15 protein-coding genes are annotated in these 17,715 nt (G+C 65.0%); 10 read left to right on the top strand and 5 right to left on the bottom strand.

Annotation, left to right across the window (positions count from 1 at the left end; all coding sequences use genetic code 11):
• Positions 1-4 precede the first annotated feature (4 nt).
• On the top strand, positions 5-1,075 hold the full coding sequence (locus tag CXY74_RS09160) for an aspartate-semialdehyde dehydrogenase (RefSeq protein WP_104200167.1): 1,071 nt from the start codon (positions 5-7) through the stop codon (positions 1,073-1,075).
• A 431-nt stretch (positions 1,076-1,506) separates the two neighbouring features.
• On the opposite strand, the gene CXY74_RS09155 is transcribed toward CXY74_RS09160, so the two are convergent.
• Complete coding sequence (locus CXY74_RS09155; protein ID WP_304481665.1) at positions 1,507-1,842, bottom strand: response regulator; 336 nt, start codon at positions 1,840-1,842, stop codon at positions 1,507-1,509.
• Between the two features lie 338 nt (positions 1,843-2,180).
• On the opposite strand from CXY74_RS09155, the gene CXY74_RS09150 reads away from it, so the two are divergent.
• Entirely contained in the window at positions 2,181-3,659 is a 1,479-nt protein-coding gene (locus CXY74_RS09150) for a malate:quinone oxidoreductase (RefSeq protein WP_104200165.1), read from the top strand.
• Between the two features lie 839 nt (positions 3,660-4,498).
• On the opposite strand, the gene CXY74_RS09145 is transcribed toward CXY74_RS09150, so the two are convergent.
• The 3 genes from CXY74_RS09145 to CXY74_RS09135 all read right to left on the bottom strand — a co-directional run bounded on the left by CXY74_RS09145 (position 4,499) and on the right by CXY74_RS09135 (position 6,509).
• The gene (locus CXY74_RS09145) at positions 4,499-4,780 is read right to left on the bottom strand and encodes a hypothetical protein (protein WP_104200164.1); all 282 of its coding nucleotides are present in this window, start codon (positions 4,778-4,780) and stop codon (positions 4,499-4,501) included.
• Positions 4,777-5,271 (bottom strand): hypothetical protein, encoded by a 495-nt coding sequence (locus CXY74_RS09140; protein ID WP_146070106.1) that lies wholly within the window; start codon positions 5,269-5,271, stop codon positions 4,777-4,779. Before CXY74_RS09140 ends, CXY74_RS09145 begins: the two co-directional genes overlap by 4 nt.
• Positions 5,272-5,399: 128 nt before the next feature.
• On the bottom strand, positions 5,400-6,509 hold the full coding sequence (locus CXY74_RS09135) for a DNA topoisomerase IB (RefSeq protein ID WP_104200162.1): 1,110 nt from the start codon (positions 6,507-6,509) through the stop codon (positions 5,400-5,402).
• A 264-nt stretch (positions 6,510-6,773) separates the two neighbouring features.
• Here CXY74_RS09135 and CXY74_RS09130 point away from each other — a divergent pair, with 264 nt between their 5' ends.
• From CXY74_RS09130 to CXY74_RS09115, 4 genes are all read left to right on the top strand, one after another.
• Entirely contained in the window at positions 6,774-8,015 is a 1,242-nt protein-coding gene (locus CXY74_RS09130) for an Rv2578c family radical SAM protein (protein WP_233193305.1), read from the top strand.
• 173 nt (positions 8,016-8,188) lie between these two features.
• Positions 8,189-9,442 (top strand): sensor histidine kinase, encoded by a 1,254-nt coding sequence (locus CXY74_RS09125; protein WP_104200161.1) that lies wholly within the window; start codon positions 8,189-8,191, stop codon positions 9,440-9,442.
• On the top strand, positions 9,439-10,845 hold the full coding sequence (locus CXY74_RS09120) for a hypothetical protein (protein ID WP_104200160.1): 1,407 nt from the start codon (positions 9,439-9,441) through the stop codon (positions 10,843-10,845). The genes CXY74_RS09125 and CXY74_RS09120 overlap by 4 nt, the downstream gene beginning before the upstream one ends.
• Positions 10,845-11,474, top strand: coding sequence for a thymidine kinase (locus tag CXY74_RS09115; RefSeq protein ID WP_104127658.1), 630 nt, complete (start codon positions 10,845-10,847; stop codon positions 11,472-11,474). Before CXY74_RS09120 ends, CXY74_RS09115 begins: the two co-directional genes overlap by 1 nt.
• A gap of 171 nt (positions 11,475-11,645) precedes the next feature.
• On the opposite strand, the gene CXY74_RS09110 is transcribed toward CXY74_RS09115, so the two are convergent.
• Positions 11,646-11,975, bottom strand: a complete 330-nt coding sequence (locus tag CXY74_RS09110) for an ATP-dependent DNA ligase (RefSeq protein ID WP_104200326.1) — start codon at positions 11,973-11,975, stop codon at positions 11,646-11,648.
• 377 nt (positions 11,976-12,352) lie between these two features.
• Between CXY74_RS09110 and CXY74_RS09105 the strand changes: the two genes are divergently transcribed.
• The 4 genes from CXY74_RS09105 to CXY74_RS17565 all read left to right on the top strand — a co-directional run bounded on the left by CXY74_RS09105 (position 12,353) and on the right by CXY74_RS17565 (position 17,377).
• Positions 12,353-14,149, top strand: coding sequence for a DUF4012 domain-containing protein (locus CXY74_RS09105; RefSeq protein WP_158252337.1), 1,797 nt, complete (start codon positions 12,353-12,355; stop codon positions 14,147-14,149).
• Positions 14,150-14,403: 254 nt separating this feature from the next.
• Positions 14,404-15,141, top strand: a complete 738-nt coding sequence (locus tag CXY74_RS09100) for a low molecular weight phosphatase family protein (protein ID WP_158252336.1) — start codon at positions 14,404-14,406, stop codon at positions 15,139-15,141.
• A 172-nt stretch (positions 15,142-15,313) separates the two neighbouring features.
• Entirely contained in the window at positions 15,314-15,634 is a 321-nt protein-coding gene (locus CXY74_RS09095; protein ID WP_104200157.1) for a hypothetical protein, read from the top strand.
• A gap of 411 nt (positions 15,635-16,045) precedes the next feature.
• Entirely contained in the window at positions 16,046-17,377 is a 1,332-nt protein-coding gene (locus CXY74_RS17565; protein WP_158252335.1) for a hypothetical protein, read from the top strand.
• Positions 17,378-17,715: the final 338 nt, after the last annotated feature.

Raw genomic sequence — 17,715 nt, 5'->3', positions numbered from 1 at the left:
ACACGTGACCACCTCAGCCAACACAGCCGGTATCAACATCGGCATCGTCGGAGCCACCGGACAGGTCGGCGCCGTGGTGCGGCGCCTGCTCGAGGAGCGCGATTTTCCGGTCAAGAGCATCCGCTTCTTCGCCTCGGCCCGCTCGGCCGGCACTACCCTCACCTTCAAGGGTGAGCCCATCACGATCGAAGACGCCTCGATCGCCGACCCCACCGGGCTCGACGTGGCCATCTTCTCGGCCGGCGCCACCCTTTCGAAGGCCCAGGCCCCGCGCTTCGCCGCGGCCGGCGTGCTCGTCGTCGACAACTCCTCGGGCTGGCGCATGGACCCCGACGTTCCGCTGGTCGTCAGCGAGGTCAACCCCGAAGCCATCAAGCGAGCCGTCAAGGGCATTATCGCCAACCCGAACTGCACCACCATGGCAGCTATGCCCGTGCTCAAAGTTCTGCACGATGAGGCCGGCCTCAAACGGCTCATCGTCAGTACCTATCAGGCGGTGTCCGGCAGCGGCCTGGCCGGCGCGTTCGAGCTGGCCAGCCAGGTGCGCGTCGCCGCGCAAGACGAAAATCTATTCCAGCTCGTGCACGACGGTAGCGCGGTGACCCTGCCCGAGCCCACCATCTACGCCCGTCCGATCGCGTTCGACGTGATTCCGCTGGCCGGCTCCATTGTTGATGACGGCCAGTTCGAGACCGACGAAGAGAAGAAGCTGCGCAATGAGAGCCGCAAGATTCTCGCCTTGCCCGAGCTGCTCGTTTCGGGAACCTGCGTGCGCGTACCTGTGTTCACCGGCCACTCCCTATCGATCAACGTCGAGTTCGCCAAGCCGATCAGCGTTGCCCGCGCCCAGGAATTACTCAAAACCGCCCCTGGCGTCGAACTGACCGACATCCCCACCCCGCTGCAGGCTGCCGGTCAGGACGCCAGCTTCGTCGGTCGCATCCGTCAGGACGAAGGCGTAGCGGATGGCCGTGGCCTCGCCCTCTTCATCAGTAACGACAACCTCCGCAAGGGTGCAGCACTAAATGCCGTGCAGATCGCCGAGCTCATCGCGGTAGACCTCGTCGTAGCCTAACCTCGACGCGCACGCGCACCGGCCCGGTTCCGCTGGTGCGGCCGAACTCTGAACCCCGTTGGTTACCAAAGCCCTATCGACCGGTCGCGACGACATCCCGTCCGGCGCCCCGTTCCAAGAAAAGTCGCCTAGGTCTTGACTGCGGGAGTCGAACCGGGGGTGTTGGGCGTGCTGCAGCGCGTCTCCTTCGGCGTGTTCAGGGTCGTGGCTTTGGTGGTCATCACGGAGGCAGTCGTCGCCGTTCTGGCGCTTCTCGGTCAGCCCGGTGTGGCCGCGCTTGGGCCGGACTCACAGCGAAGGCGAACACCGACCCGCTCACCGGCTTGCCCAACCATGGCGCCTTCCAGGAGGCCCTGGACACCATCAACAGCACCCGCAGCGACGCAGAAGCCATCGCCGGCTGCTCCTGGACCTTGACGATTTCAAACGCCTCATCGACACCGACGGGCATCAGGTGCGCGCAGCTCTCGCGCACGAAACGGTCTGGTCAGGTAGTCGTCAGCGCTGGCTTCCAGGCCCTGGAGGGTGTCGATTTCGTCGTCGCGGGCAGTGAGCATGACGAGGTAGGTCGGGCTGAACGCACGGACACGCTTGGCCGTTTCGAAGGCGTCCATACCGGTCATGCTCACGTCGAGGGTCGTGACGATCGGATCGTAGGCGCGTACTACGGCGATACCGTCGAGGCTGTCGCTCGTGGCGAGTGTCTCGAACCCGGCCTGGGCGAGCACGGCCTCCAGCAGGTTACGAATGTCTGCGTCGTCTTCGATGATGATGACGGCGACGCGCTACTCGGGTTTTTCTGACCGAATACGCTCCGGTACCCCGCTAAGTTGGCAGATCCTCGCCGAGGTGACTTATGTTGTGTGAACATACAGACCGTTCCGACCCCGGTCGAGAATCACTGCGACCATCGGCCCGCTTCTGCCAGGGAGTGGGCTCTGGGCGGTGATCGACCTCGTTGTCCGCTGCGTCGCGAAAGTAGCCGTGATGCGGTGCTGCGCGCCCTGCGAGCACCTCAACGCGCCCGCTCGCCGATAGGTGTGGGCCGCCGCGGGGCAGGACGGCACGGTAGGGCGCATCCGCTGGCAGCGATACACTCAAAAGTGTGAATTCTCAGGGAACCGTCGACGTAGTCCTCATTGGTGGCGGCATCATGAGCGCCACCCTCGGCATACTCCTGAAGGAGTTGCAGCCCGACTGGCGCATCGAGGTGTACGAGCGTCTCGGCGAACTTGCCCAGGAGAGCTCGAATCCGTGGAACAACGCCGGCACCGGCCATGCCGGCCTGTGCGAGCTCAACTACATGCCGCAGGCACCCGACGGTTCGGTCACGGCCGACAAGGCCGTCGTCATCAACGAGCAGTTTCAGATCAGCCGCCAGCTGTGGGCCCACCTCGTTTCCATCGGCGCCCTGCCGGAGCCGAACAAGTTCATCAACTCCACCCCGCACATGACTTTCGTGCACGGCAAAGCCAACGTGGAGTACCTGCGCAAACGTCATGCCGTGCTGGCCACCCAGCCGTTGTTCTCCGGCATGGAGTTCAGCGACGACGCCGCGAAGATCGGTACGTGGACGCCCCTGCTCACCCGCAAACGCCCGGCCGGCCAGAAGATTGCCGCGACGCGCATCGTGAGCGGAACCGACGTGGACTTCGGCGCCCTCACCCGGTTCATGTTCGACACCCTCGAACGACAGGGGGTGACGATGCACATGAACGAGCAGGTCGTCGGTCTCAAGCACAAAGCGGATGGCACCTGGAACCTCAAACTGCTGCGCCAGGTCGGCCAGACCCGCACCAGCATCAATGCCCGCTTCGTCTTCGTCGGCGCCGGCGGTGGAGCCCTGGCGCTGCTGCAGCAGAGTGGAATCCCCGAGATCAAGGGTTTCGGCGGATTTCCGATCAGCGGCCAGTTTCTGCGCACCACCAATCCGAAGCTCGTCGCCCAGCACCAGGCCAAGGTATACGGCAAGGCAGCCAAGGGCGCGCCGCCCATGTCGGTGCCGCACCTCGATACCCGCATGGTCGACGGCGAAATGTCGCTGTTGTTCGGCCCGTACGCCGGTTTCAGCCCGAAGTTCTTGAAGACAAGCACCTGGTTCGACCTTCCGTTCTCGATTCGTACGCACAACCTCGGCCCCATGCTCGCCGTCGCGCGTCACAACTTCGACTTGATGAAATACCTTCTCGGCGAGGTATTCGCCTCGCGAAACGCCAAACTCAAGGCCCTGCGCGAGTTCATTCCCGCTGCGGTCTCGGACGACTGGGAGCTCATCACCGCCGGCCAGCGCGTGCAGGTCATGAAGCACGACGCCAAGCTCGGCGGAGTGCTGCAGTTCGGCACCGAGGTCATCGCGTCCGCTGATGGGTCGATCGCCGGCCTGCTGGGTGCCTCGCCGGGAGCCTCGACGGCCGCGCCGATCATGGTGGACTTGCTGGCCCGCTGCTTCCCCGACCGCATCGAGGGCTGGAAGCCGCGTATCCGTCAGATGATCCCCAGTTACGGCACCAAACTCTCTGACGACCCTGCCGCGGCCGCGGCGTCGCTGGCCGCCACCGCTGAGGTCCTGCACCTGAGCAACTAGCTGTCCGGCACCCGCCGGGTGGGCCTCTAGGTGGCTTTCGCCTGTTCGGCTACTGTTCGGCTACTGCTGGGCCTCTGCTGGGTGGCCGGCGAGGTGCATAACTCCTGCAATCTGCGGGCCGCTACCTGAGCTCCCGCGTGATCACGGGGGAGCCTCGTCGTGCCTGGAACAAATTGCAGGAGTTATGCGCCTGAGAGAAGTTCGCCGGAGGGCTTTGCAGGAATTATGCACGGGCGGTGTCTTGGACTGACGTGAGAGTTTTGGAGGTGCGCCCGGTCAACCCTTTGATCAAGGCAGTCAGCTGATGTCTACCCGCTGATGTCTACTTGAGGCTCGGAACGGCCCGGAGGCGGCAAGTGGATCCGAACATTGGCGTTTCGGATGCGGAAACCTGCACGTATCGCAGCACGGCATCCTTCATCTCGCACCGACCGAGTGGTGGGTGCGGGATCCGAAAATTCTTGACGGTGACCCGGCCGCCCTGCGGAGAATGATCGAGCAGAGAGGGGGAGCCTTCGAAGTGACGAAGCTCGGAGTGCTCACGACGAGGTCGTTTACTCCTCGTTCGACCGGGCTGAGACGAGCTTTCTGGTGCGGGGCGCATTGGCGGCTCCAGCGGTATTGCAGCCGGTTTAGCCGGCCGGTTCACGCACAGCGGAGTTGCCGATGCGACGGGCCCGCGCGACACGACGGGCCCGCGCGACACGACGCGCGTGCCCGCGTACCGGCAGGGAGCCCGTATGCCGACACAGAGCCCGCGTACCGGCAGGGAGCCCGCGTACCGGCACAGAGCCCGCGTACCGGCACAGAGCCCGCGTGGCCGCCGACTCCCCGGTGGTCTAAATGACGTGGCTCCCGTCATCCGCTTTCGGGGTGGTCCGAGTCTCTTCTTTCTTGACGGATGCCTCCGTGCGATCCAACAGATCGCTCACCTTGGTCTGCGCCACGGATGCCGCGTCGCGCGCAATGGTCTCGGCCTGCGAGACAACCTTCTGCGTGGTGGGGTCTCCCCAGAGCCGGCGGGCGTTCGCGCTCAGGCGATCGTAGGCCTGGCGGCCAGCCTTGGATCCGAGCACGAAGCCCGTTGCGGTACCGGCGAGGAACAGGAATTTGCCTTTCATGGGGACTCCTTCAGGTTGCGGGTTTTAGGCCCTGGCTTCGGCGCGGGTGGGATCGTCGTCATCCGCGCCGTGGGTTCGGCGCGGGTGGGATCATCGCCATCCACGTCGCGGCCGATCAGATCAGGGTTCGAGGGGTCGTCGACCGGGTCTACGTCGTCGAGGTTCACCTCGTTGTCGCGGTTGTCCTGGTCGTCGTCATTGTCGGTGTCGCTGTCCGGCTCGACCGCGGCTGCGACAGCGGCTTCTCCCGCAGTCGACCCATCGACGCTCGGAGCTGGACCGTCCGGGCCGGTACTCGCACTCGCGACCGGCGCGGTCGGTTTGGGGTGTCCCCTGGAAGAACCGTCCGGTTTCCCGGCAGACCCCGCGTGTTCCGCGTCGGGGCCATCGGGGCCGTCCGGTCCCACGAGCTGGTCGGGATTGGTCGGTGTGCTCGGCGGCTCCGGAATATTGAGCGGCGGCTCTTCAACGGGATCAGAATCGTGGGTCACGGGCATACCTTTCTCAATGACCATAGCTGCGCCTAGTCCGGCGACGTTTAAGTTATACCCCGAACGGGGGACATCCACTAAAAATGGCTCGCGCTGCCGGCGCGACAATGTGCCGCGTGACTTTTTGCTCACTCCGTGTCGCCGAGCAGAAGTGCACGCAGGGCTGTTTCGACCGATACCCGGCTGGCCGGGTCGATGGTTTCACCCGCGCGAAACAGATCGACGACGCGCGGATCGACGTAACTCGTGCGGGCGATCGCCGGCGTGTTGCCGAGCGCATCGGCGGCCTGCCGCATCGCTTCGGCGATGGCGCGGTCATCGGAGCGTCGGCTGCGCGTTGCCGCGCGTGGTGGCCGCGCAGTGGATGCCGGGGACGCAGTAAACGAGGTGGGCACGCTGTTGGGGCCCTTCCCACCGGTCGGCCCCCTGGCAGCCGGCCCAGCCGGTTGCGCGCTGGCCGCCAGGCTCTCCGTCAAACTCTGAGCCAGGCTCTGCGCGGCAGCAATCGTGCCTCGTAGGGTACGAAAGTCCTTTGCGGTGAACTCGCCGCCGGTGCGTTCCCTGATGAAATCGTTGATGTCAGAGGCCGAGACGACGTCCTCGACGTCATCTAATACCCAGGACAGCAGGGGTGCGGCCGGCCGTTCGCGCAGCCGGGCACGCAGGTAGGTGGCGAGGTCAGCATCCGTTATTACGCCCTCGAACTGCTGCCCACTCTTGGCCGGGAAATTAAGCCTGACCTCGTCGCCGCGTACCGTGACGTGCGAGCAGAGCAGGGTCGAGAGTCCGTGGCTGCCGTAGGTGTCGGCATAGCGCTCGCTACCGATGCGCAGTGAGGCCAGGTCGAGCATGCGAAATGCCGCGGCGAGCGCCCGAATACGCGGCGGGCCGTCGCCGCGCAACTCACGGGTGACCTGGCCGCGCACCCGCGGCAAAGACGAGGCCAACTGCAGCGCGCGCTCGAACTTGAGGCGGTCCTTTTGTTCACGCCAGGCCGGGTGGTAGATGTACTGGCGGCGCTCGGCGGCATCGATGCCGATCGCCTGGATATGACCGTTCGGATGCGGCGAGATCCACACGTCATTCCACGCTGGGGGGATAGCGAGGGCCGCGAACCGCTGCCGCAGCTTTGCGTCGGTGATTTGTTGCCCGGCCGGGTCGCGATAGCTGAACCCCGTGCCCGCCCGCCTCCGGGAATAGCCAGGTCGGGTCGGGTCGCTGCGTCGTAACCGGGTCATGCGGATCCCCTCTCTGTCTGCCTGCCCGGAAGAGTAGTGCGAATCACCCGCGAACGGATGCGGCTGTCCCGTCTCGCGGGTGGCGCCGTACGTTAAGCCTCGCGGCACTCGTTAGAACGCGCGGCACTCCGTGTTAGAGGTGCCCGCTTTCCGAACGAGTGCCGCGAAGGGGCAGCGCGCGCGGGGCGGCCGCCGGCATTCGTTTCACTCCGAATATGTTGCGCAGCACTTGCATTTGAATAGTACTTATGTTCGACTAGTTGCATGCGGTGGAGCTCACAGGAATTACAGACCGAACAAGTCGGCGCGCTGCCGGGACTCGCCCGCCTGAACAACCTGGTGCGCAGCGTGCAGACGCCCGAGTTCGCGGGAATCACGTTCCACGAGATCCTGTGCAAGTCGGCGCTCAACCATGTTCCCGGCCAGAGCACGATGCCGTTTGGCTACACGATCAACCCCTACCGCGGCTGTTCACACGCCTGCACCTACTGCTTTGCACGCACCACGCACCCATACCTCGACCTCGACGCCGGCAAAGATTTCGACAGCGAGATCATCGTGAAGGTCAACGTGGCCGAGGTCTTGAGGAAAGAACTCGCCAAGCCGACGTGGGGCCGGCATCCAGTGGCACTTGGCACCAACACTGACCCCTACCAGCGCGCGGAGGGGCGCTACCGCCTCATGCCCGGCATCATTGCGGCCCTCGCCGACAGCAAGACGCCCATCTCCATTCTCACCAAAGGCACGCTGCTACGCCGCGACCTCGACCTGCTCGTGGAGGCGAGCGAACACGTTCCGGTGGACCTGGCCATGTCGATCGCAATCTACGATGACGAGTTGCAGCAGTCGGTCGAGCCCGGAACCCCCACCACCAAGGCGCGCCTCGCCACGGTCACCGCGGTCCGCGAACGCGGACTCGACTGCGGCGTCTTTCTGATGCCGATTTTGCCCTTTCTCACCGACACCCGCGCCCACCTCGACGAGGCGCTGCGACGGGCCAAGGCCGCCGGTGCCACGAGCGTGCTCTACTCGGGACTCAACCTCAAACCAGCCGTCAAAGACTGGTACCTGCTGTGGCTCGCGCGCGAGCATCCGGAACTCGTTGGCCGTTATCGGGAACTCTACGCCGGCGGCCAATACGCGCCCAAGGAGTACCGCACGTGGCTCGCCGCCCGCATCAAACCTCTCATTCGTGCGCACGGCCTGGAGCGTGGAATCGTCGACCCAGCCACCGGTGGCGTGCGGTCGAGTGCCCTTCCGACCTCCCCAGAGCGGATGCCAACGTCCGGCTCCCGCACGCCCGCGCTACGCCCGCCCTTGGCAGGGCCGCGTGTGCCGGCCGCGCCGCGTGTGCCGGCCGCGTCAAGTGGACGGGGCCCGGGCCCGGACCGTGGGCCCAGTTTAGAAACTGCGCCCACGGCCATAACGTGGGCCCGCCCTGCGGAGGCGCCCCGATCGCTGATCGCGGCGGAGCTTCCGCCCGATCTGGCGCCGACCCTGTTCTGACTCCGTTCCGGACGGGGCCCGGGCCCGGACCGTGGGCCCAGCTTAGAAACTGGGCCCGGGGCCATAACGTGGGCCCGGCGAGCGGATGCCGCCAACGCCCACCCCAAGCACCCCAACAGCACCCTCGCTCAACCACCGCCCACCCCCGGTGGCATACTGAACACGGGGGAAATATGTCTCTAGGGTTACCCGGCCACCTGGTCCAGTTGACGCTCGCGCGCGCCCTCGCGCGGGCCGCACACTGGTTTGCGCTGACCTGCCTCATGGCCGCAGTCGTCTCGGTTGCCATTCTTAGTCTGCACAGTCCTGAACTTTGGGTGACAGTCGGGGTCGTCGTGGCTATGGGCGCCCTGCTCGTGCTCTTCACCCGGCACCGCCGCATTGCATTCGCGGTCGCCTACCTTGTCGTGGGAACCCTCGGCGTCTACGTGTTCACCACGACCGTGCTCGACGTCCCAGAGGCATTCCCAGCGTCGAATATGTTCCTCGTTGCCATGCCCAAGATGGCGCTCGTCATGGTCGGCGGCGCCGGAATCAGCGCGGTCGGCGGCGTGCTCTGGAGTACAGCCGCCTTCATTCTCGCCGAGGCCTCCGCTTTCCTTGCCATCCTCACCACCACCGTGCCCTACCGGCCCGATCTGTTCACCCTGTCCACCTACCTCGTGTTGGTCGGCGCCATGGTGCTCGCCGGAATCGACCGTCGGGCCAGCAACGCCGCCCAGCCCGCGATCCACCGCGCAGTGCAAGACAGCGCCAACCGGCAGCTGCGTGATGCCCTCGATACCCGCGCCATTGCCCTACTCAACGACACGACGGTGGCTCAGCTCGTCGCGCTGTCGCTCGCCGAGCCCGGAGCACTTTCAGCGGGCCTCACCGCGAGCCTCAAATACACTCTGACCACCCTGCACGACACCAACTGGCTGACCGACATCGACGCCCGCACCAACACCGCCCTGCAACCGACCGACACCCAGAAGTTGCATAGCGACGCGTGGCTCTCCAGCGCCGTGTACACCGCCATCGAACGCAGCCGTGACCGCGGACTCGTCGTCGAGGTCACCGGTGACCGCGACGCCCTCGCCCGCCTCGACGCCGGAAGCGACCGCGACGTCGGCCTCGCCGTGCAGCACTGCCTCGTCAACGTCATCCTGCACGCCGGCGTCGCCTCCGCCGAGGTTGCCGTTGAATCCGACCTGAGCACTATTTCACTCCTTATAACGGATGCGGGCCGCGGCTTCACCGAATCGGAATCCGCATCCGACCGCCTCGGTATCCGCCAGTCCGTGCGGCGCCGTATCGAACAACTCGGCGGATCCGTATTGATCTGGAGCAGGCCGGGCGCCGGCACGAACGTGCGCCTGACGGTGCCGGCGGCACAGATACAGCCCGAGGATCAGCCGAACCGTTTCAAACGGCCCGCTGCATGACCCGCGCGACCCCCACTCCGCGTCGGCCGCGCGCGCCGGCATCCGCTTCTCAGCAGCGGCTCGACCCGATCGGAGGCCTTGCCGCCTGGCCGCTCGCCCCGGTTGTCTCCGCCATCGTCGTCACCTACGCCGTCGTCGCGACGATCTCGCGCATGCATGAGATTTTGCTCATAGGGCTCGCGGTGGTGTCCGTTGGCGTGCTCATGATCGCGGCCGCAGTGCTCGTCTGGGCTGCTCGTCCCGACCTGGCCCCGTTCACCCGCATCCGCGCCATCGTGATCGTGGCATTGGGGCTCGCGGCGCACCTGCTCGCCGCGGCGAGTACCTGGCAGTTCAACGGCATGATCCAGGACGACTTCGCCCCGATCGGACTCGGCCTGCTGCTCTTGGCCCTCGCGCCGTTCCGGCCGTGGAAAGAGATCCTCGTGCTCGGCGGCTCGTCCGCCACGGTAGTGGGCATCACGGCCCTGGTTCAGTCACCGTTCCTCGGTGTGCCGACGTCGCCCGTTTTGTTCGCCATCATCGCTATGACGCAGGTACTCGCGCCCGCCCTGGCCTCCGCCGCCTACTCTCGACAGGTCGTCAACTCCATTCACCGCTGGCAAACGGATGCCCGCCGCGCCATCCGCGCGCGCACGGAAGAGAACCGCGGCCCCCTCGCGCACGAGGTGGTGGACCATCGCCTGACCAATCTCGGCGCCGATGTACTCCCCTTTTTGGCCGACGTCCTCGTTCGGCAAGAGCTCACTGCCGCCGACATCAAACGCGCACGCTCCCTCGCCTTTCAGGTGCGGCGGGTGCTCGTGGCCGAGGTCGACCACACCTGGCTCGACGACCTCATCGGACGCGAACGCATCGGCCTCACCGATCGTGGCCTCGATCCGCTCTGCGTCATCGCCGACCCCGACCGTCGAGCGACCGCTTTCGACTCCGACCAGCGCGCCGCCGCTGGCGCCATGATCGTGGCTCTCTGCACTCTCAAGGGATTCGACCCGACCAGCCTTGTCGTGCAGATCGACGGATCCGGCGAGGGCCCGACCGATACCGCCCAGGTTACCCAGGCCTTCGGACTGCGCGGAGCCCTTCCCATGCCGGCTACCGACACCACGACCATTGCCATCGTCACCGCCGCCCAGGAGCAGGCATCCGCGCAGGCCCGCACCCAGGCGCGTGCCCAAGCGCAGCTGCATTCCCAGATACGATCCCGCCGAGACGACCGCGACGTAGACACCATCACCATCCAGGTCGTAATCTCACTGCCGCCGTACCAGCGCCGCCGCGCCCTGCGCCCATACCTCAGCGTGCTGCGCGCCGTGTTCACCCGGGTACGGGTGACCAGTCGGCATGCGCTGCTCGCGCTAGAATTTAGCGCTGAACGCACCACGATCAAAGGCATCGAATAATGGCAAAACTGTACTTTCGATACGGCGCCATGAACAGCGGTAAAAGCACGTCCATGCTTCAGGCGGCCTATAACTATGAGGAACGCGGCCACCATGTGCTGCTGGCCAAGCCGAGCGTCGATACCAAGGGCGACCGCGGCATCCTCTCCCGTCTCGGCGTCACCAGAACCGTCGATTTTCTGCTCACTCCCGAGACGGATGCGTACGCCGCGTTCGAGCAGCACCGCGCGCAGGTTCTGCACAGGTCCGGCCGGGACGTGAGCGCGCTGCTGCTCGATGAGGCTCAGTTTCTTACCGAAACCCAGGTCGATGACCTGCTGCGCATCGCGATTTTAGAGAACGTGCCCGTGCTGGCCTACGGCATCCGCACAGACTTTCAGACCGTCGCTTTTCCCGGCAGTCGCCGGCTGCTCGAAGTTTCTCACAGCCTCGAAGAGCTCAAGACCATCTGCCGGTGCGGACGCAAGGCCGTGTTCAACGGTCGCAAGATCGACGGCGTCTTCGTGTTCGACGGCGACCAGGTAGCCATTGATGGCGAAGAAGTCACCTACGAGTCACTCTGCGGCAGTTGTTACCTCGATGAGAGCCACGGCGTGCTGAACAATCGCAGCCGGCCAGCGCCCGAATAAGGCCAGTAAAGCGCTCGTTCTCGCGATCGCGCCTCTCAGACGGGTCAACAATCACGAGCAACGTCGACCGCCTCCGTGCCCGAGGCGCGGCCGTGCTCGTCTCCACCGGGGGAGACGATGCCCAGCCCGTGCGAGTTCAGCCCCTTGGAAGCAGCCGGGGCATACGTGGGGTTAGCTGTCCGGACGCAGCGCGAGAGGGGTGCGTTGCGCCGGTTCCGCCATCACCTGCAGGCCGGTCGCGGAGTTGGCCGAGAGCGACAGCGCCTCAACCCAGTCGCGGTTGAGTACCGGCGCCTTGCTACCGAAGTACTTATAGGCCAACGAAATGCCGGGGTGCATCCAAACGGTGCTGCGGCCTCCCCCGACGGGGGGATCGTCGCGCCAGGAGAAATAGAACGATTCGCCGCGGCGCAGTTTTGCGCCGACCACGAGTTGAATGTGCGCGAGTACTCGGTCGTCGAATTCGACGGTGATACTCGAGTCGTACGTCAACTTACCCATTATTCTGCCTCGCGCTGGTTCATCGGCGAACGCGAACGGCAGGCCGAGTCGCATACAACCACGGGTTTCAATTCCAAAACGGGAACGACAATTCCCATGTGCTGCCGAGCCTAGTGAACTCCGACACAGAGTCTCTCGCTTAGATAGCTATAACCCAGCCCCAATTCTAGGGACAGTTAGATCGGTCTGACGCTGTTGGCGCATGGCCAGCACGCACATCGAAAGAAAATCACCAGCGCTGGCCCGATCACGAGGCCGGTGAAAGTCAGGTCCGCGATGATCGCGCCAGCGCTCCGCCCGGAAGCCAGCGAAACGGATGCCGCACCGGCGCGCGCGTCAAGCCGTAGCCGACATCCGAGGTCTGCTTGAATATGGCCATGTCCTCTTCTCACTCGACCCAGACCATGCCTCCGAAGCGCTCGCGAACACGCACCACCGTGGGGTTCCTCGTGCTCGGCCTGCTGGTCATCGTGGTGGCAGCCACCGCCTGGGTCGGCATTCGTGGCCTGCAGGCCAGGGACGCACTCGAAGCTGCGGTGCCGCTGGCCGAGAAAATCACAGACCACGTCGTCGCCGGTGACGGTGAGGCTGCTGCCCGGACCGCTGCACAGTTGGCCGGATACGCCAACACCGCTCGGTCACGCACGAGCGACCCGGTCTGGCGCACCTACGAGCTGCTGCCCTTCCTCGGCTCCAACCTCGTGGCCGTGCGTCAACTCGCCGCGGTCGTCGACGACGTCGCGCAGAGCGCCGTCACCCCCCTGGCTGCGCTGGCCGGCAATCTCGACCTGACCGATTTCAAGCCCGTCGACGGCGCCATTGCCCTGCAACCGCTGCTCGATGCGCAGCCGGCAGTAGCAGCTGCCGATGCAGCCCTGGCCCGCGCAGTCACAAACGTGAAAGCCATCGAGACCAACGACGTGCTTGACGTCGTGCGCGCTGCCGTCACCCGGCTGCAGACCGTCACCGTTGAAACCTCGGCCACGCTCGACGGCATGAACCGGGCAGTGACCCTGCTGCCGGCCATGCTTGGCGCCACCGAGCCGCGCGACTACATTCTGCTGTTCCAAAACCCGGCCGAACTGCGGTCCACCGGCGGCATCCCTGGTGCGCTAGCGCTGCTCCACACTGACAAGGGCAGCATTGAACTCACCCAGCAGGCCAGCTCGACCTCCTTTCCGGAATACCCGGCTCCGGTGCTGCCCCTCGGCGACGAGATTCGCAGCATTTACGGCGACATCACCGGGCAGTTTATTCAGAACGTCTCGATGGCTCCTGACTTTGCGCAAACCGGTGAGCTCGCTCGCGAAATGTGGCGCCTTGAATTCGGCCTGGAAGCAAATGGTGTGCTTTCGATCGACCCGGTCGCGCTCAGCTATCTGCTCAAGGCCACCGGCCCGATCACCCTCCCCACCGGCGACGAGCTCAACGCTGACAATGCTGTGCAGTTGCTGCTGAGTGACGTGTACGCACGGTATGACGACCCGAAGCAGCAAGACATCTTTTTCGCGGCAGCAGCCGGCGCCGTTTTCAACGTAGTAAAAAGCGGTGACGCCGACCCGACCAAGCTCATCGCAGCACTAGCCAGGGCCAATGCCGAGAACCGGGTGCTGGTCTGGAATGCCGACGAAGCCGATCAGACGATTCTCGACGACACCACCCTGGCCGGCGCCAGACCGGTCAGTGACGACGAGACCAACCGGTTCGGGCTCTACCTGAACGACGGAACCGGCGCCAAAATGGGCCTCTACCTCGACGTGCAGACAGCTATCGGCCAGCAGACCTGCCGCCAGGACCGGCGCCCGCAGTATGCGTTCGAGGTGGCCCTTACCAACACTGCCCCAGCTAATGCCGCCACCAGCTTGCCGGCCTACGTCACCGGTGGCGGCGCCTTCGGTGTGGCACCCGGCAATATCAAGACCATGGTCGCGGGCTACGGCACCCCCGAGGTGCACAACCTCGGCCTCACCCGTGACGGCGTCGAAGTGCCGTACCATCTGGCTGCCGATGCCGGGTATCCGGTGAGTTCGATCGGCATCGAACTGGCACCCGGCGAGAGCACCGTGCTGCGCTTCAACTGGCTGGGCGCCGAGCCCTTTACCGGCCAGCTCGAACTGCGCAGCACACCACTGATCGTGCTCAACGACACCGCATCATTAGAATTCACTTGTTAGGTTCGCCACGAATGATCACAGCGATCGCAGAACGCCGTGATCCGTGGTGATCAGAGCCATCCGGTACCAACGCACTACGAAAGATTCACCTTCGAAAACTTCTGGTCGTGCTCGCGGCGCCGTCAGGACCGCGCTGTCTGCTGAGTGACCGGATGCTGACGGCTAACGCCACAACAGAAATGGACACACCGACGGTGACATTTCCGGCCCCGAAGTTATCGCCCCCACAAACTCCCGCCGATCGAGAGCAAAACATGAACGAACCCAATACCAGTAGGGACCTGAACTCTGACGCACAGGCTGCATCCGTGCACGTGAGCGCTGCGCCCGCTCACGCCCCCCGTATTCTCATGGTCTGCACCGGCAACATCTGCCGGTCACCGCTGGCCGAGCAGCTGCTGCGCGAAAACCTGCGTACAGCAGGCATCGACGCCGTCATCACCAGTGCCGGAACCCAGGCCATGACCGGCAGCGCCATGACACCCGAGGCAGCGGCTCGGTCATCGCAGTACGGTGCGTCACACACCAGGCACGTAGCGCGACAGCTCACCGAGGAGCTCATCGCCGACGCCGACCTGGTGCTGACTGCCACCAGAGAGCACCGTCGTCAGGTCGTATCGATGCTGCCCAAGGCAACCCGCTACACGTTCACCCTCAACCAGTTTGCGCGTCTGGTAGCCCCGGCTGCTCTCGTCGACGCGCCGGCCTCGGCCGGCGCCGGCTCCGCAGCCCAGAACGCGGCGGTCGAACCTGTCGAGACCTCCATGAGACTCCTGCCCCCCGTCTCCAGGGCCCGGCCGCCCCTCGACTTCGCAGCCTTCATCGCCGGCGTCGCCTTGACCCGAGGACTCCACCCTTCGCCCACTCCCCCCACTCTCGACGACGTCGATGACCCCTACCGGCAGTCCGCGACCGTCTACGCCCGTGCGGCGGCGGCCATCAACGGCTCCGTCACCAGGATCACGGCGGCGCTCATCGCGGCAGGAGTTTGATGCCGCGGTTACCTGGGCAAATTTTCGCCAGCCGCGCCAGCGACGCCAACATGCCCCTGCGCTGACCCAAGGTCTGCGCACGTGTGAACGTCGACCGGAGTAGGAACCGCTCGGCTCTCCACAAATTGGCAAAACCATACCGAGCTCCCATTAGCAGGACTAGTCTCACCTCATGGACGACAACGTGTCGTGGGTTTTTCAAAAGAAAGACGTGGCCCGGCCGCGCCTGTGCCCGCAGTGTAACGACCCCATGCAGGTCTCCTGGCACGGTATCTCCTACGACTACGGCTGCGAGAACTATGCGTGTTCGCTTGTCTACTGCGGTCCGCCCTATACCGAGGCCGAACTAGCCAGCGGCAACACGGTCGTGCTCGGCCCGCCCAACTGCGCGCGCTGCCTCATGCCGATGCAGGTCGTGCCGAACGGGGATGCGTGGCAGTTCGCTTGTGATCAAAGCGGATGCGACGGCATCTGGCCCCCCGTCGACTCCTGACCCAGCTCGCCCGCGCCATTCCGCCGTGTGCGGCCAGCAGCGTGCGTTCACACGCGCATACCCTCGCCCATAATCCGTAGCCGCGTAGCCGCGTAGCCGCGTAGCCGCGTAGCCGCGTAGCCGCGTAGCCGCGTAGCCGCGTAGCCGCGTAGACCGGCGCGCGCGAGAAGCGCAAACGCGAAATTCGTTTATATCCGCAAACGGATGCGGCCGGGCCTGTTACCGCAGGTCCGGCCGCTTTTTTGCGCGCATTTTGGGTAGACCGTCTGCCCCTGAACGGGGGGTGAACCTGAGAAAGCCCCGAGTCCAGTTGTTACATTGCCCATAGTGGGCAATGCTCATCGTATTCCACACGGCCTCTACAGCCGCCACCTGCACCCCCGCATCTGTGCCCCCAACGAAATGTGAACCATGACTCCCTCCACTGTTTTCGCTTCGCTCGCCACCGTTCGCCCCCCTCGTTCCACTCGCCCGTCAAACCGCCTGGCCCTCATCGCCACAGCTGGCGCGTGCGCCGTTGCGCTGAGCGGTCTGACCGTTCTGCCAGCCCAAGCCGCGACGAACACCACGTCGATCGCCATCCCTGCCGGCAGCAAGGTCACCCGCGACCTGGGCACGATCCCTACCGACGCGGCCACGGTTGACGTTATGTTCGACACCACCGCTGCTGCCCGCACCGACATCAAGGTCCTCGTCGGTCCAGAAAACACCCAGCGCTACTACTTCACCGCTCCCACCGGCGACGGCCCCGAGCGCACCTACACCGTCCCCGTCACCAGCAAGTCCGACGGCACCATCACCGTCGCCAGTGCCACCGCCAACGCCACCGTCGACATGACCATCGTCGGTTACACCGCCAAGACCGCACCCACCCCAACACCGGCCCCAGCCCCTGCTCCGGCCCCTGCTCCGGCCCCAGCCCCTGCTCCGGCCCCAGCTCCGGCCCCAGCCCCTGCTCCGGCTCCGACTGCTGGCCCGCCCACCGCCTCCAACACCGGTGTTCCCGCCGGCACCGCCCTGAAGGTCGTCAACGGTGACATCAACGTCACCACGCCCGGCACCGTCCTGAACGGCCTCGATGTGCGCGGCCTGGTCAAAATCAGCGCCGCCAACGTCACCATCAAGAATTCCATCATCCGCGGCCGCACCATGAACGGTCCCGGCGCCCTCATCAACAACCTCGGCGGCTACAGCAACCTCATCATCACCGACACCGAACTGTTTCCGACCGTCGCCTCACCCCACGCTAACGGCATCTACGGCTACAACTTCACCGCCACCCGCCTCAACATCCACAACGTCATCGACGGCATCCACATCACCGGCAGCAACGCACTCATCCAGAAAAGCTGGATCCACGACCACATGCACTACCTCAACGACCCCAACCAAGGCGGATCCCCCAGCCACGACGACTCCATCCAGGTACAAAGCGGCAACAACGTCAAAGTCATCGGCAACCGCCTCACCGACTCCCACAGCGCCGCCGTGCAAATCACCCAGGACCGCGGAGTGGTCTCCAACTTCGTCTACACCAACAACTACGCCAACAACGGCGCCTGCACCGTCAACATCGCCGAAAAAGCCTACGGCCCCCTCAAAGGCACCATCATCAAAGACAACAAATTCGGCCGCGACACCAAGGTAGCCAACTGCGCCGTCATCGCCAAAACCACCACCATCATCGACTTCCAACGCAACTACTACACCGACAACTCCATCGTCGTTATCAAAAAAGGCTAACTACCCCTGCTAACCACCCCCAGAACTCCCTCGCAGGAACCCGGCGGGCCCCACGTGCACACAGCACGCGAGGCCCGCCTTTTCGCGCACTCAACCAAAAACACCGTCAATATCGGCGCGAAATCGAGTCCGCACCATTCGAGTGCGGCCGCCGCCGCATCTACGCGCCTTCTTGCAGATGAACGATTCGCCCGCCACGTGAACCCCTGCGGAGGCCGGCGCCCTATCTAAGCGGATGCCGCCGCGGTCGCCACGGACTGACCTGCCGCGGATATCTCGGACAGTGGGCCCTCTTAAAATGAGGGATCACTGAAAGTCGAGATCAGCATGACCGCAGC

This window comes from Cryobacterium sp. Y29, from assembly GCF_002929825.1.
GTDB lineage: Bacteria > Actinomycetota > Actinomycetes > Actinomycetales > Microbacteriaceae > Cryobacterium.
This window is presented reverse-complemented; position numbering and strand designations above follow the sequence as displayed.